General features: G+C 75.9%; 11 protein-coding genes. 6 read left to right on the top strand and 5 right to left on the bottom strand.

The features are described 5' to 3' along the window. Nucleotides 1–10 precede the first annotated feature (10 nt). A complete protein-coding gene (locus tag Ae331Ps2_RS19665) occupies nucleotides 11–2,089 on the bottom strand; it encodes a glycerol-3-phosphate 1-O-acyltransferase (protein ID WP_075307220.1) in 2,079 nt (692 codons plus the stop codon). Between the two features lie 101 nt (nucleotides 2,090–2,190). Further along, the gene (locus Ae331Ps2_RS19660) at nucleotides 2,191–3,612 is read right to left on the bottom strand and encodes an aspartate aminotransferase family protein (protein WP_075307222.1); all 1,422 of its coding nucleotides are present in this window, start codon (nucleotides 3,610–3,612) and stop codon (nucleotides 2,191–2,193) included. 115 nt (nucleotides 3,613–3,727) lie between these two features. On the opposite strand from Ae331Ps2_RS19660, the gene Ae331Ps2_RS19655 reads away from it, so the two are divergent. Beyond that, nucleotides 3,728–5,203 carry a PucR family transcriptional regulator gene (locus tag Ae331Ps2_RS19655; RefSeq protein ID WP_075307224.1) on the top strand — a complete coding sequence of 492 codons (1,476 nt, stop codon included), beginning with the start codon at nucleotides 3,728–3,730 and terminating at the stop codon, nucleotides 5,201–5,203. A 9-nt stretch (nucleotides 5,204–5,212) separates the two neighbouring features. Here the strand turns inward: Ae331Ps2_RS19655 and Ae331Ps2_RS19650 are convergent, their stop codons facing one another. Continuing rightward, nucleotides 5,213–6,082 (bottom strand): SAM-dependent methyltransferase, encoded by an 870-nt coding sequence (locus tag Ae331Ps2_RS19650; protein ID WP_075312027.1) that lies wholly within the window; start codon nucleotides 6,080–6,082, stop codon nucleotides 5,213–5,215. Nucleotides 6,083–6,255: 173 nt separating this feature from the next. Continuing rightward, nucleotides 6,256–7,365, bottom strand: a complete 1,110-nt coding sequence (locus tag Ae331Ps2_RS19645) for a glycosyltransferase family 4 protein (protein ID WP_075307226.1) — start codon at nucleotides 7,363–7,365, stop codon at nucleotides 6,256–6,258. Nucleotides 7,366–7,550: 185 nt separating this feature from the next. On the opposite strand from Ae331Ps2_RS19645, the gene Ae331Ps2_RS19640 reads away from it, so the two are divergent. After that, nucleotides 7,551–7,970 (top strand): ATP-binding protein, encoded by a 420-nt coding sequence (locus tag Ae331Ps2_RS19640; protein WP_158071506.1) that lies wholly within the window; start codon nucleotides 7,551–7,553, stop codon nucleotides 7,968–7,970. Between the two features lie 45 nt (nucleotides 7,971–8,015). Here Ae331Ps2_RS19640 and Ae331Ps2_RS19635 read toward each other — a convergent pair whose 3' ends face one another. Next, on the bottom strand, nucleotides 8,016–8,939 hold the full coding sequence (locus Ae331Ps2_RS19635) for a methylenetetrahydrofolate reductase (RefSeq protein WP_043277965.1): 924 nt from the start codon (nucleotides 8,937–8,939) through the stop codon (nucleotides 8,016–8,018). A 213-nt stretch (nucleotides 8,940–9,152) separates the two neighbouring features. Between Ae331Ps2_RS19635 and Ae331Ps2_RS19630 the strand changes: the two genes are divergently transcribed. From Ae331Ps2_RS19630 to Ae331Ps2_RS19615, 4 genes are all read left to right on the top strand, one after another. Beyond that, nucleotides 9,153–10,229 carry a polyprenyl synthetase family protein gene (locus tag Ae331Ps2_RS19630; RefSeq protein WP_075312031.1) on the top strand — a complete coding sequence of 359 codons (1,077 nt, stop codon included), beginning with the start codon at nucleotides 9,153–9,155 and terminating at the stop codon, nucleotides 10,227–10,229. A gap of 5 nt (nucleotides 10,230–10,234) precedes the next feature. Then, nucleotides 10,235–11,794, top strand: a complete 1,560-nt coding sequence (gene crtI, locus Ae331Ps2_RS19625; protein WP_075312029.1) for a phytoene desaturase family protein — start codon at nucleotides 10,235–10,237, stop codon at nucleotides 11,792–11,794. A gap of 104 nt (nucleotides 11,795–11,898) precedes the next feature. Then, entirely contained in the window at nucleotides 11,899–13,557 is a 1,659-nt protein-coding gene (gene mptB, locus Ae331Ps2_RS19620; RefSeq protein WP_170918289.1) for a polyprenol phosphomannose-dependent alpha 1,6 mannosyltransferase MptB, read from the top strand. Beyond that, the gene (locus Ae331Ps2_RS19615) at nucleotides 13,538–14,530 is read left to right on the top strand and encodes a phytoene/squalene synthase family protein (protein ID WP_075307232.1); all 993 of its coding nucleotides are present in this window, start codon (nucleotides 13,538–13,540) and stop codon (nucleotides 14,528–14,530) included. Before mptB ends, Ae331Ps2_RS19615 begins: the two co-directional genes overlap by 20 nt. Nucleotides 14,531–14,538: the final 8 nt, after the last annotated feature.

Raw genomic sequence — 14,538 nt, 5'->3', positions numbered from 1 at the left:
GGTCGACCCGCTACTGGAGCAGCATCTGGCGGCCGACGCCCAGGCAGTCCTCCAGGAACTCCTTCTCGTCGGTCATCGGCTCCTCGCCGAGCGCGACGAGCCGGTCCGCGACGACGAGCTGGGCGTCGAAGAACGAGCGCAGCACACCCGGCGCGACCAGCAGCGGCGCCTGCCGCAGCGCACCGCGGACGTCGGCCGGGTCCGCCGCGCGGGTCCGCCACTGCGGGTCGACGAGGTCGAGCTCGCCGATGATCTCGGCGCGGAACTCGCGGCGGGTGGAGAAGAAGAACTCGAACTTCAGCAGGTCCCGGAGCCGGGCCAGCTCCCGCCATGCGACCTCGACGATGTCCTCGTCCGGGTCGGCGTCGCCCACCCGCAGCAGCGCGATCTCCAGCATGGCCCGGTTGAGCAGGTGGTGCAGCGCGCCGTTGCGGTAGAAGGCGGCCACGTGGTGGCGGCCGGTGCTGATGGCGAAGACGGGCTCGGTGCCGCCGTCGTAGATCGTGACGACACCGGCCTCGGCGAGCCGGTCGAGGGTCATCCGCAGGCCGTGCCGGGTCCGCAGCTCGGCGATCGGCACCGGGATGCCGCGGGCCTCCAGGTAGTCCGCCAACGGCGCGACGACCTCCCGGACCTGCTGCAGGGTCAGTGCCCGGTCCTGCGCCCAGAGCAGCGCGAAGGTCGCCAGCGAGGTCGCGGTGGCCGGGGTGACCCGGTTGATGCCGGCGCACACCCGGAACGCGACCTTCTCCAGCTGGGCCCGGCCCGGCCCGGCGTCGGCCAGCGCCTGGCGCAGCGCGAACGGCTCGGCGAAGCGCACCCGGGCGGTGCCGATGTGGCGGCGCTGGTCCCGGAAGTAGCCGAGCAGCCAGCCCAGGCCCTCGGCCTTCTTCGCCGCCCCACGCTGCTCGGCGGCCATCGCACCGACCTCGTGCAGCTGGTCGTAGACGATCGACACCGGCACCAGGATCGCGTCGAGCTCGGGGCGCTCCTCCAGCGCGGACACCAGGTACCGCAGCAGCCCGATGCGGGGCTTGCGCAGCTTGCCGGTGCGGCTGCGGCCGCCCTCGATGTACCACTCCAGGTTGAAGCGCTTCGCGAGCAGATGCCCCAGGTACTCCTGGATCGCGGCCTTGTAGATCGTGTCCCCGCCGAAGGTGCGCCGGATGAACACGATCCCGGCCCGGCGGCCCAGCGCCCCCATCGGCCAGAACGACAGGTTGTTGCCGCCGAGCACGTGGTTGCGCGGGAAGTCGCGGTCGTGCAGCACCTCGGCGAACAGCAGCGGGTCGGCGTAGGACCGGTGGCTGGGCAGGAAGACCAGTGCGTGCTCCTTGTTGAGCTCCCGCAGCCGCTCCAGCCCGGACTCGTCGACCTGCACGTCCCAGGCCTTGGAGTGCATCGGGCCCATCATCGCCCGGAACACGTCGATCGCCGGCGGGCTCTGCACCGCGGCCATCTCGTGCAGGCAGGACTCCAGGCGCTGCTCGACCTCGGCGGCCGGGGTGCCCGTCTGCCGGGCGAGCCGGTCGACCAGCGCCGCGAACCGCGACGAGGAGGTGATCTGCTCGACCATCCGGCGCGGCACCTTGTAGCGGTCGCCGAGGATCCGCCGCTCCGCCCGGTCGCAGGCCAGCACGGCCTGGCGGGCGACGAAGCGGGTGAAGCCGTTGCTGCCGGGCCGCCCGCTCTCCTGGGCGACGAACCGCGACACCAGGTCGGCGACGGTCGCGGCCTCCCCCACGACGACCCGCGCCGCGTCCGGGCGGTGCCGGGCCATCGAGGGGTGCAGCGGCGACCAGGCCATCCGCATGACGGCCGAGGTCGCGAGGCCGGTGAGCTTGCCGACCGCGCCGCTGTCCTCCGGCTCGGGGGTCACCCAGGCCACGCGGGCGGGGACGATCACGGTGTCGTCGCCGTGCAGGGCCTCCCCCAGGGCGGAGGGCACCTCGCCGTTCGGCCCGATCCCGACGACCCTCGCGCCCGGGTGGTGCTCCTCGGCCCAGCGCCGCAGGATGCCGCGCTCGGTGTGCGACCGGGCCTGGGTCACGACGACCTCGCGTCCGCCGGTGAGGTCGTCGGTCGTCATGGAGCCCCCCGTCGCATGCCCCGCCGCGGTGCGGCGCCTGCGCGTTCAACCTAGTTACCCGCCGGTTGGTCAACAACCCGACGCGGCGGGTCCCTACGAACTCATACGACCTCCGCCGCCTCGGTGAGCACGTGCCGCAGGATCTGCTCCATCTCGTCGAACTCGGCCTGGCCGGCGATCAGCGGCGGTGCCAGCTGGATCACGACGTCCCCGCGGTCGTCGGGCCGGCAGTACAGGCCCGCCTCGAACAGCGCACCGGGGAGGAAGCCGCGCACCAGCCGCTCCCGCTCCTGCGGGCCGAAGGTCTCCCGGGTCTCCCGGTCGCGCACGAGCTCGATCGCCCAGAAGTAGCCGTCGCCGCGGACGTCACCGACGATCGGCAGGTCGCGGAGCCGGCCGAGGGTCGCGCCGAACGCGTCGGCGTGGGACGCGACGTTGCCGTAGAGGTCCTCGCGCTCCATGAGGTCGAGGTTCGCGAGCGCGACGGCGGCGGAGACCGGGTGCCCGCCCCAGGTGTAGCCGTGCGGGAACGTCACGCCGGGGGCGAGGAACGGCTCGATCACCTTCTCCGAGGCGATCATCGCGCCCAGCGGCCCGTAGCCCGAGGTCATGCCCTTCGCGCAGGTGATGATGTCCGGGGTGAACCCGAACTTCGCGCTGGCGAACGGGACGCCGTGGCGGCCGAAGCCGGTGATCACCTCGTCGGCGACGAGGAGCACGTCGTGCCGGTCGCAGATCTCGCGGACCCGGGCGAAGTACGACGGCGGCGCGGTCAGGCAGCCGCCGGAGTTCTGCACCGGCTCCAGCACGACCGCGGCGACGGTGTCGGCGCCCTCGAACGCGATGGCCTCCTCGATCCGGTCGGCGGCCCAGCGGCCCAGCGCCTCGGCGTCGCCGTCGAACTCGGGGTGGCGGTAGAGGTTGGTGTTGGGCACGCGGAACCCGCCGGGGGCCAGCGGCTCGAAGTCCTTCTTCATCGCAGGCAGCCCGGTCACGGCCATCGCCCCGTGCGTGGTGCCGTGGTAGGCCGTCGCCCGGGAGATCACCTTGTGCTTGAGCGGGCGGCCGCGGAGCTTGAAGTACTGCTTGGCCACCTTCCAGGCGCTCTCGACGGCCTCGCCGCCGCCGGAGGTGAAGAAGACCCGGTTCAGGTCGCCGGGGGCGAGATGGGCCAGCCGCTCGGCGAGCTCGGCCGCGGGTGGGGTCGTGTAGCCCCAGACCGGGAAGAACGCCAGCTCCGACGCCTGCCGGGCGGCGACCTCGGCCAGCTCGCGCCGCCCGTGCCCGGCCTGGACGACGAACAGGCCGGCGAGGCCGTCGAGGATCCGGCGTCCGCGGTCGTCCCACAGGTGCACGCCCTCGCCACGGGTGATGACCGGGATCGGGTTCGCGCCGTCGCGGCCGTGCATCCGGGCGAAGTGCATCCAGAGGTGCCGGCCCGCCGCGTCGGCGTGCGGCGAGAGGGCGGGCGCGTCCGGGGTGGCACCGGCCTCGGTCCGGGTCGGGTTCTCGACGACGGTCACGTGGGGCTCCCTCGGTAGCGGCGTGGACACCTCCGATCGTCGGCGCCGCGAGTGCTCCGGTCAGGGATACGATCCGTATCGTCCCGAGCCTTCCGGCGAACGGAGTGGATCCCCGGTGCACCCGACCATCGCCGACGTGCTGGCCCGTCCGGAGGTCCGGGCGGGGGCACCGGCCGTCCGGGCCGGGCGGGCGGCGCTGGGTACCCCGGTGCGCTGGGTGCACGTCAGCGAGGTCGCCGACCCGGCCGGGACGCTGCCCCCGGGGGTGCTGGTGCTGTCGGTGGGGATGCCGGTGGCCGACCCCACCACCGTCCCCGCCCGCTACGTCGACGCGCTGCGGGCCGCCGGGGCGGTCGGGCTGGTCGTCGAGATCGGGCAGCAGCTGCCGTCGCTACCCGCCGGGCTGGTGCAGGCCGCCCGCGCGGCCGGGTTCCCACTGGTGGAGCTGCGCCGCACGGTGCGCTTCGCCGAGATCGTCGCGGGCGTGCTGGGGGAGATCGTCGACCGCGGCGACGACCTCCCCGGGCCGCCGGGCGCCGAGGCCGCGTTCCGGTCGCTCGCCCTGCACCGGGTGGGGCCCGAGCGCGTGGTCGACGAGCTGGCCCGCCGGATCGACGCGCCCGTGGTGTGCGAGGACCTCGCGCACCGGGTCCTGCTCACGGCGGGCGATCCGGATCTGCGGGACTGGGTGGCGCGCTCGCGCCTCGCCGGGCCCGCCGGGCCCGAGGGCTGGGCGACCGCGCCGGTCGGGCGGCCGGGCGCGCGGTGGGGGCGGCTGACGGTGCCGTCACGGCCGACGCCGGGCACCGCCGACCGGGTCCGCGCGGTGCTCGACGCCGCCGCGGACGCGGTGTCGCTGCTCGACCCGGACCCGGTGGTCCTGCTGCGCGCCGCCCGCGACGCGCTGGTCGCCGACCTGGCCGCCGCGGTCCCGTCCGACGCAGGACGGCTGGCGGTGCGCGCCCGCGCCGCCGGGCTGGACACCGCCGTCGGATTGTCGGTGGTGGCGCTGCGCGCGACCGGCGACCACCCCCCGGAGCAGGGCCTCGAGGCGGCACTCGCCGTCGTCGCACCGGCGGCGACGGTGGCCTCCCCCGCACCCGGCGAGCTCGTCGTGCTCGTCCCCGGCGACGGCGGCCCGCTGCTCGCCGCGCTGCCCGCCACGGTGGCCGCGGCGACGGCCGGGCCCGGTTCCGTCGCCGACCTGCCGGACCTGCTGCGCAGGGCCCGCGAGGACGCGGCCGCCCACGCCGCGACCGGCGGCCGCGGCCCCGTCCGGGTGCCCGCGCTGCGCGGGCTGGTGCACCGCCTCGGCGACGACCCCCATCTGCTCGGCTTCGCCGCGGACGTCCTCGGCCCGGTGGGCGCACTGCCCGCGGCCGCGCGGACCGACGCCCGGGACACCCTGTGGGCCCTGGTCGACGCCGGCGGGGTCGTCGCCGACGTCGCCCGCAGGCTCGGGGTGGGCCGCCCGGCGGCCTACGCCCGGCTGCGCCGCCTGTCCGCCCTGCTGGACCTCGACCTCACCGACCCCGAGGTGCGGACGACGCTGCACCTCGCCCTGCTCGTCGACGCCCGCGCCGCGCGCTGAGCCCGCCGCTCAGGGCCGGTCGGCCCACAGCAGCGTCGTCGCGCCGAGGATGTCGACGGCCGTGCCGCCCAGCGGTCGCCCGTAGTCCGCGGCGACGTCGCGGGCCGTACGGGCCGTGACCGTCCAGCCGTGGCGGCGCAGCCAGGCGTCGCAGGGCTCGGTCCGGGGCTCGGCGAAGAACAGCTCGCGGACGTCGGTGCCGGGCAGCATCTCCTGGGCGGCCACCCGGAACGACGGGTCGTCCGCGATCCGCTCCACCTGGTCGCCGAAGTGCTCGACGGCGATCCGGCTGCCCGGCGCCGACAGCGCGTGCACCCGTTCGAACAGGAGCTGCTCGGCGTCGGCGGGCAGGTAGGGCAGCAGCCCCTCGGCCAGCCAGGCGGTCGGCCGGGCCGGGTCGAAACCGGCGGCGGTGAGCGCGGCGGGCCAGTCGTGGCGCAGGTCGACCGGCACGGTGACCCGGCGCGCGGTCGGCGTGATCCCCGCCTCGGCGACGACCCCGTCCTTGAAGTCCAGCACCTTCGGCTGGTCGACCTCGAACACCGTGGTCCCGGCGGGCCACGGCAGCCGCAGGGCCCGCGCGTCGAGTCCCGCGGCGAGCAGCACGACCTGGGTCGTCCCGGCGCCGGTGAGGGCCTCGTCGAAGAAGCGGGAGCGCACGCCCTGGTAGCCGGCCTGCACGACCCACGGGTCGGCGGGGTCGTCCGGGTCCTGCGGCACGGCCGACAGCGTCCCGGCCGCATCGACGAACCGCTGGGCGTACGGATCGTCGACCAGTCGGTCGGGGCGGCGGGTCTCCAGTGCCCGCCCCGCGGCGACGGCCAGGGCGGTGGCGCCCACGCTGCTGGTGATGTCCCACTGATCGTCGGCTGTGCGCATGCCGATCACGGTAGGAGCTGATGCTTAGCGTCGCTCACCAGTCACGCGGATGACCACTCGCACGGCGCAGGCGGTACCGGACACCGAGCCCCATACCGACGGTGCGTGCGCGATCCGCGACGCCGCGTAGGTGCCAGGGAGCCGCGTAGGTGCCGGGGAGCACGGCCGCCGGGTCAGCCCAGGGCGCCCACCGGCGTGCGGGCCTCGGGGTCGTCGTCCTCGGAAGGCTCGACGACCGGCTCGCCGACCAGCTCGCCGTAGACGGCGGTCAGGGCCTGGGCGATCCGCACCCGGTCGAACCGTGACACCGCACGGTCCCGGCCCGCGATCCCGAACCCGACGCGCAGGGCGTCGTCGCCGAGCACGCCGCGCAGCGCGACCGCCAGCTCGGCCGGCCGGGCCGGGCGGACCAGCATCCCGGTCACCCCGTCGACGACGACGTCGCGCAGCCCGCCCACCCCTGTCGCCACGACCGGTCGCGCGCACGCCATCGCCTGCAGGACCGCCCCGACCCCGACGTCGTGCTCCGGCGCGGCGACCACGACGTCGGCCGAGCGCAGCAGCCGCGGGAGCAGGTCACCCTCGACCGGCCCGAGGAACCGGACACGTCCGGCGACTCCGGCCTCGCGGGCGATGCCGAACAGGCGCGCGCGGTCGGGGTCCTGGCCCGCCGCGCCGCCGGCGACCAGCAGCTCGGCGGTGCGGATCCGGGCCAGCGCCCGGATCACCGTGTCCACCCCGGCACCGTCGGCCAACGAGCCGACCGCGAGGAGCCGCGGCCGCTCGCCCCGGCGCAGCGCCGGGCCGTCGGGGGTGAAGGCGTCGGTGTCGACGGCGGTCGGCACGGTCCGCAACGCCGCCCGCGGCACCCCGTGGCGCAGCAGGGCGGTGTGCTGCTCCTCGCTGGAGGCCAGCACCCGGGCCACCTCCGGCGACGACCAGGTACGGGCCGCGGGAACCACGGCCGGGCCCGGGGTGTCGGGCGGGTAGACCTGCACCACCGGCACCCCGGTCGCGGCGGCGGCGACCCCGGCGCGCAGACCGATCGCGTGCACCACCTGGGGCGGGTCGTCGGACCACGCCGCGGCCAGTGCGGTGTCCTGCCCGGCGTCCCACGGCTGTACGCGCAGTGCGTCGCTGCCGGCCCGGGCGACCAGGTCCGGGTCGTCGGGGACGTCGGTGAACACCCGGACGGTGTGCCCGGCGGCGGCCAGCGAGGCGGCGGTGATTCCCGCGCCGCACGTTCTCGGGACCTCGGGGGTACGGATGACGGCAATGCGCAAGCGGAGCCTCCACGTCGTGCTCGCAGCTGCGGGCACGCGCAGTTGGCTCTACGCGTCGGATCTGTGACCGTACCCGCTCCGGGCGGCCCACGGGTGGGTGACCGCGCGCGTGTGCGAGGGGGGCACATCGGGTAACCCGTTCAGGTCGGGTGGCACGACCCGACAGGACGGGGAGGGGGCGGGCCGTGACCGCGCAGTCCTGGACCCTGAGGGTGGAGCCCGACGCGGCCGCGTGCCGCGCGGCCCGGCACGAGCTGACGCGGTTCCTGACGCCGCTGGTGGACGACTCGACCCTCGACGACGCGGCACTCGTGCTGCACGAGCTGGTCGCGAACGGCATCGACCACGCGCACACCCCGATGCTGGTGACCGCCCGGGTGCGCGACGGCGCGGTGCGGCTGCGCGTCCGCGACGGCTCGGTCGTCCGCGGACGCGAGCAGCCCCACGACCCCACCGCCACCCGCGGGCGCGGGCTGCAGATCGTCGGCCGGCTCGCACAGCGCTGGGGGGTGCGCCCGCACCGCGGCGGCAAGACGACCTGGGCCGACGTCGGGCCGACGGGCGCCCGACCGGCCCCGGACCTGCACCTGGTGCGCCCGGCCTGACCACCGGCCCGGCCGTCGGACCGGCACGGGCGCTGCGGCGCGGGGTCAGGCCGGGGTGGAGTGCCGGGCCCCCTCATGGCGCGGTGCCAGCCCGAGCCGCTCGACCAGCTCGGTCGTCGCCGTGGACCGATTGAGGCAGTAGAAGTGGATCCCGGGGACGCCCTCGGCGAGCAGCCGCTCGCACAGCTCGCCGGTGACCTCCATCCCCGCGGCGCGGAACCCCGCCGCGTCGCCGGAGTAGGGCGCGAGCCGCTCCACCAGTGCTCCCGGCAGCGGCGAGCCGGACAGCTCCGGACCCTTGCGGAAGGTCTTCTCCGAGGTCAGCGGCATGATGCCGGGGATGATCGGCTGGTCGAACCCGGCGGCGGCGACCCGGTCACGCAGCCGCAGGAAGCCCTCGGGCTCCAGGAACAGCTGGGTGACGGCGAACTCCGCCCCTGCCCGGAACTTCCCGACGAGCCGCTCGGTGTCGGCGTCGAGGTCGGCCGAGCGCGGGTGGCCGTAGGGGAACGCGGCGACGCCCACGCAGAACGGGCCGGACCGCTTGATCAGCGCGACCAGCTGGTCGGCGTACTCGAGTCCCTCGGGGTGGGCGACCCACTCGCCGAGCGGGTCGCCGGGCGGGTCCCCGCGCAGCGCCATGATGTTGCGGACACCCGCGGCGGCCAGCGACCCGATCACGTGGCGCAGCTCGTCGGTGGAGTGCGAGACGGCGGTCAGGTGCGCCATCGAGCAGAGCGTGGTGTCGGTGGCGATCCGTTCGACCGTGCGGACGGTCCGGTCGCGGCTGGAGCCGCCCGCGCCGTAGGTCACCGAGACGTAGGCGGGGTCCAGCACCTCGAGGCGACGGATGGCGCGCCACAGCTCCGCCTCGCCCTGGTCGTCCTTCGGCGGGAAGAACTCCACCGCGAAGAAGGGGCGGTCGACGCTGATCCGTTCGGTCACCGTGGATGCGGAACTCGTCGTCACGGCGACGACCTTACGGGGCGCAGGACCCACCGGTCGTCCGCCGAAGGGTCCGCACCGCCCCCGAGCGGCCATGACGTGCACCACCACCGCATCGACGGGCCGGGTCCCCGGCGCACCGATAGCCTGGTCGACGTGGCAGACCCCGTCTCCCCCGTGTCCGCACCGTCCGGTCCGTCCGGGTCCCCCGGCCCGTCCACGACCGGTCCGGCCCCCCTGGACGACGCGCTGCCCCAGCACGTGGAACGGGTGCTGGCCGGGTACCTGGACCGCCGGCGCGCCGAGGTGTCGGGCATCGACCCGGTCGTCGTACAGGCCGCCGACGCGCTGGCCGGGTTCGTCCTGGGCGGTGGGAAGCGGCTGCGGCCCACCTTCGCCTGGTGGGGCTGGCGGGGCGCGGGTGGCGACCCGGCCGACCCGCACGCCCAGGGCGTGCTGAGCGCGATCGCGGCGCTGGAGCTGATCCAGGCGTGCGCGCTGGTCCACGACGACCTGATGGACGCCTCCTCCACCCGGCGCGGCCGGCCGACGGTGCACGTGGAGTTCGCCAGGATGCACGCGGCGAACGGCTGGTCGGGCCCGCCGGCCCGGTTCGGTGCCGCCGTCGCGATCCTCGTCGGGGACCTGGCCCAGGTGTGGGCCGACGACATGTTCCACGCCGCACCGCTGCCCGAGGGAGCCCACACCCGCGCCGCCGAGCCGTGGCGGGCGATGCGCACCGAGGTGCTGTCCGGCCAGTACCTCGACGTGCTGGCGCAGGCCTCCGGGGACACCGCGGAGTCGACCGCGCTGACCATCGACCGCTTCAAGACCGCCGCCTACACCGTGGAGCGGCCGCTGCACCTGGGCGCGGCGATCGCCGGGGCCGACCCGCGGGTCGTCGCGGCCTACCGGCGCTACGGCGCCGACATCGGGGTCGCGTTCCAGCTGCGCGACGACCTGCTCGGCGTGTTCGGCGACCCCCGGGTCACCGGCAAGCCCGCCGGGGACGACCTGCGCGAGGGCAAGCGGACCCTGCTGGTCGCCGCGGCCCTGCAGCGGGCCGAGCAGCGCGGGGACCGGGCCGCCGCCGACGTCGTCCTCGCCGCGCTCGGCGACCCCGACCTGGACGCCGCGAGCCTGGACCGGGCCCGCTCCGCGCTGTCCGAGCTGGGCGCGGTGCAGTCGGTGGAGCAGCGGATCGCCGCCCTCACCGGCGCCGCGCTCGACGCGCTCGACTCCGCACCGGTCGCCGAACCGGGCCGGTCGCACCTGTTCGAGCTGGCCGAGCGCGCCACCCGACGGGCGTGGTGAGCGGGATGCGGCGGATCGAGGGGCCCTCCGACCACGTCGTCGTCGTGGGGGCGGGGCTGGCCGGGCTGTCGACCGCGCTGCACCTGCTGGGCGCGGGCCGCCGGGTCACGGTCGTCGAGCGGGAGAGCGTCCCCGGCGGCCGCGCCGGACGGCTCGACGTGACCGACGCCCACGGGACCTACGCCCTGGACACCGGCCCGACCGTGCTGACCATGCCGGAGCTGCTGGACTCCGCCTTCGCCGCCGTCGGCGAGACCACCGCGGACCGGCTCGACCTCGTCCGGCTCGACCCGGCCTACCGGGCCGAGTTCGCCGACGGCTCGGCCATCGCGGTGCACACCGACGCCGCCGCCATGGAGCACGAGATCCGCGAGACCTGCGGCCCGGACTCCGCGGCCGGGTACCGACGGCTGCGTCGCTGGCTCACCGACCTCTACCGCGCCGAGATGGACCACTTCATCGGCGCGAACATGGACTCGCCGCTGTCGCTGCTCGGCCCCGACCTGGCCCGGCTCGCCGCGCTCGGCGGGTTCGGACGGCTCGGGCGGCGGATCGACCGCTTCCTGCCCGACGAGCGACTGCGCCGGGTGTTCTCCTTCCAGGCGCTCTACGCCGGGGTCTCCCCGCGCGACGCGCTCGGCGCCTACGGCGTGATCGCCTACATGGACACGATCGCGGGCGTGTACTTCCCCCGCGGCGGCATGCGGATGATGGGGACCGCGCTGGCCGGCGCGGCCGCCGACGCGGGCGCGGAGATCCACTACGGCCGCACCGTGACCGGCCTGGACCGCTCCGGCGACCGGGTCACCGCGGTCCGGCACACCGGCCCCGACGGCACCGACGAGTCGCGCACCCCGTGCGACGCGGTCGTGCTCACCCCCGAGCTGCCCGCGGCCTACGCGCTGCTCGGCGGGGCGCCGCGACGCCCGGTCGGGCTGCGCTGGTCGCCCAGCGCCGTCGTCGTGCACGCGGGGATGCCCGCCCCCGCCCCGGGCACCGCGCAGCACCACCACACGATCTCCTTCGGCGGCTCCTGGGAGGGCACCTTCCGCGAGATCATCGACGAGGGCCGGCTGATGTCCGACCCGTCGCTGCTGGTCACCCGGCCCGGGCTGACCGACCCGTCGCTGCAGCCCGACGGGCGCGAGGTCATGAGCGTGCTCGCGCCCTGCCCGAACACCGCGGTGGCGCCCGGGATCGACTGGGACCGGGTCGGCCCGGCCTACGCCGAGGAGCTGTTCGGGGTGCTCGCCGACCGCGGCCTGGTGGACTCCTCGGCGGAGCCGAGCTGGACCCGGATGTGGACCCCGCAGGACTGGGCGGCCGCCGGGATGGCGGCGGGCACGCCGTTCTCGGCGTCGCACACGCTGGCCCAGACCGGCCCGTTCCGGCCGCGCAACCTGGTCCGCGGGACGGCGAACGCGGTGCTCGCCGGGTGCGGCACGACCCCCGGCGTCGGGATCCCGCCGGTGCTGATCTCCGGGCGGCTGGCGGCGGAGCGGATCACCGGTCCGCGCCCGGCCGAGCGCGCCGGGCACGGGGTCGGGGCACGCACGGGTCGCTGAGGGTCGGCACTGACGACGGCCACTGCGGGCGGGCGCCGAGTAGGAGCGTCGAGGGGCGTGGAATCATGACCCCGGACGACGCCCGACCAGCACACACGGACACGATGACGGCTCAGCCCTCGCCCCCGCTCCCCCGCCCGGCGGCTCCCGAACCGGTGACGCCGGCCCCCGGCGCGGGCCGGGTCCTGCCCCCGCCCGCCACCCCGCGGCCCGCCGGGCCCGGTCCGGTCGAGCGGCTCGGCTCGCCGCCGCGGGGCATCCTGCTGCTGGGGCTGGCCGGGACCGTGCTGATGTTCCTCGGCTCGTTCGGCGGCGGCGGGATCCCGATGCGGGACCCGGTGATCGGCAACTCGGCCCTGTCGTTCTGGCGTTACGGCCACGGCGCGATGCTCGCGACGATCGTGATCTACGTCGGCCTGGTGCTGATGGTGTGGGCGTGGGTGCGGCTGGGCCGCGCCGTGCTCGCCCGCAGCGCCGGCGGCCGCGCGGTGCTGACGACGGCCGCGGTGTGGATGCTGCCGATGCTGGTCACGGCGCCGCTGTTCACCCGCGACCCCTACAGCTACCTCGCCCAGGGCGCGCTGCCGCTGGCCGGGTACGACCCGTACGTCGTCGGGCCGGACACCATGGGCGGGATCTTCACCGACAACGTCCACTTCTTCTGGCAGGACACCCCCGCCCCCTACGGGCCGCTGTTCATCCTGCTCGCCCAGGGCGTGGTCCTGCTCGCCGGCCAGAACGTGCTGCTCGGCGTCGTGCTGATGCGGCTGAGCCTGGTCACCGGGCTGCTGCTGCTCGTCGCGGTGCTGCCCGCGCTGACCCGGCGCCTGGGCGGGCGTCCCGCGGTCGCGCTGTGGCTGGCGGTGGCGAACCCGGTGATGGTCGTGCACATGGTCGGCGGGGTGCACAACGACCTGCTGGTCGTCGGCCTGCTGCCGCTGGCGGCGCTGCTGGCGCTGCGGGAGCGGTTCGTGTGGGCGATCGTCGTCGCGTCGCTGGCGATGGCGGTCAAGGCCTCGGCCGGGATCGTGCTGCCGTTCCTGGTGCTCGTGTGGGCGGCGAAGCTCTCCGGCGGGTTCTGGTCGCGGCTGGTCCGGGCCGGGGTGCCGTCGGTGGCGGTGTTCGGCGTCGTGTTCGGCGGGGCCACCTGGCTCACCGGTCTCGGGCTGGGCTGGCTGCCCGCGCTCAGCGCCCCCTCGATGATCGTGAACTGGTTGTCGGTGCCGACCGCCGTCGGGCAGGCGACCGCGAGCGTGGCCGGGATGTTCGCCGAGGAGGTGAACTCCCAGGCGTTCGTCGACACGTTCCGGTTCATCGGCGCGCTGGTGATGGCCGCACTGATCGCACTGCTGTGGTGGCGCGGCCGCAACGACCCGCGGGTCGCGGTGCGCAACGCGGCGATCGCCCTCGCGCTGGCCGCGGTCCTCTCCCCCACCACACTGCCGTGGTACCTGAGCTGGGGGTTCTGCCTGCTCGCGATGACCCCGTGGAGCGCCCGCGGGCTGCAGTGGGTCGTGTTCGGCTCGATCTGGCTGATGATCGTGTACTTCCCCGACGGCGAGACCGCCCTCTACGTGCCGCACTACCTGCTGGCCTGCGCCCTGGCCGGTGTCCTGGCCGCGGTGTCGCTGCTGCGGCCGGACCCGCTCGGCCTGCGCCGGAGCACGCCGTCGCCGGCCCCGGCCCCGGCCCCGGCCGTGACACAACCCGCGACAGGGCCCGCGACCCAGCCGCCCACCGACGATGCGGCCGTCCGCGGCTGAGCGGGCCGGGCGCGTCGAGCTCGACGCCGCCGGCCTGACCGACCCGCAGCTGCGCGCGGCCTATGCCGCCTGCCGGGCGCTGCACGCCGAGCACGGGCGCACCTACTTCCTCGCGACCCGGCTGCTGCCCCCGGAGCGACGGGTCGACATCCACGCCCTCTACGGCTTCGCGCGCTTCGCCGACGAGATCGTCGACGACCCCGACGGCGCGGGCGGCGGGGACCCGCACACCCGGCTCGACGCGCTCGACGCCGAGCTGGCGGCCGCGCTGGCGGGCGCGCCACTGCCCGGCAGCAGGCCCGAGGTCATCGCCGTCGCCGAGACAGCGCGCCGCCACGACCTCGACGCGTCACTGTTCCGGGACTTCATGGTCTCGATGCGGATGGACCTGTCCGTCACCGACTACGCCACCGACGACGAGCTGGCCGTCTACGTGCACGGCTCGGCCGCGGTGATCGGGCTGCAGACGCTGCCGGTGCTCGGGACCGTCGTGCCGCGGGCCGAGGCCGAGCCGCACGCCGCGCTGCTGGGCGTGGCGTTCCAGATCACGAACTTCCTGCGCGACGTCGGCGAGGACCTCGACCGCGGCCGGGTGTACCTGCCCGCCGACGAGCTCGCCGCGTTCGGGGTCGACCGGGAGCTGCTGGCCTGGAGCCGGCGCACCGGGCGCCCGGACCCACGGATCCGCCGCGCCCTGGCCCACCTGGTCGCCCGGACCCGGGCCACCTACCGCCGGGCCGACCCGGGGATCCCGATGCTGGAGCGGGTGTCGCGGGCCTGCGTCGGCGCCGCCCGGGTGCTGTACGCGGAGATCCTCGACGAGATCGCCGACGCCGGCTACGACGTCCTGACCCGCCGGGTCGCGGTGTCGAACCGGCGCCGGGCCGCCGTCGCGCTGCCCCGGCTCGGCCGGGCGCTGGCCGCCCGCGGGAGCCAGCTGGCGCGCGACCGCGTCCACCGCGCCCGCGCCTGACGGGCCGC

Source organism: Pseudonocardia sp. Ae331_Ps2 (assembly GCF_001932405.1).
Classification (GTDB): domain Bacteria; phylum Actinomycetota; class Actinomycetes; order Mycobacteriales; family Pseudonocardiaceae; genus Pseudonocardia.
This window is presented reverse-complemented; position numbering and strand designations above follow the sequence as displayed.

Bases quoted from the DNA above. Each gene is read 5' to 3' on its own strand.
- Ae331Ps2_RS19665 (WP_075307220.1), bottom strand. From the start codon at position 2,089: ATGACGACCGACGACCTCACCGGCGGACGCGAGGTCGTCGTGACCCAG.
- Ae331Ps2_RS19650 (WP_075312027.1), bottom strand. From the start codon at position 6,082: ATGCGCACAGCCGACGATCAGTGGGACATCACCAGCAGCGTGGGCGCC.
- crtI (WP_075312029.1), top strand. From the start codon at position 10,235: ATGCGGCGGATCGAGGGGCCCTCCGACCACGTCGTCGTCGTGGGGGCG.
- mptB (WP_170918289.1), top strand. From the start codon at position 11,899: ATGACGGCTCAGCCCTCGCCCCCGCTCCCCCGCCCGGCGGCTCCCGAA.
- Ae331Ps2_RS19615 (WP_075307232.1), top strand. From the start codon at position 13,538: ATGCGGCCGTCCGCGGCTGAGCGGGCCGGGCGCGTCGAGCTCGACGCC.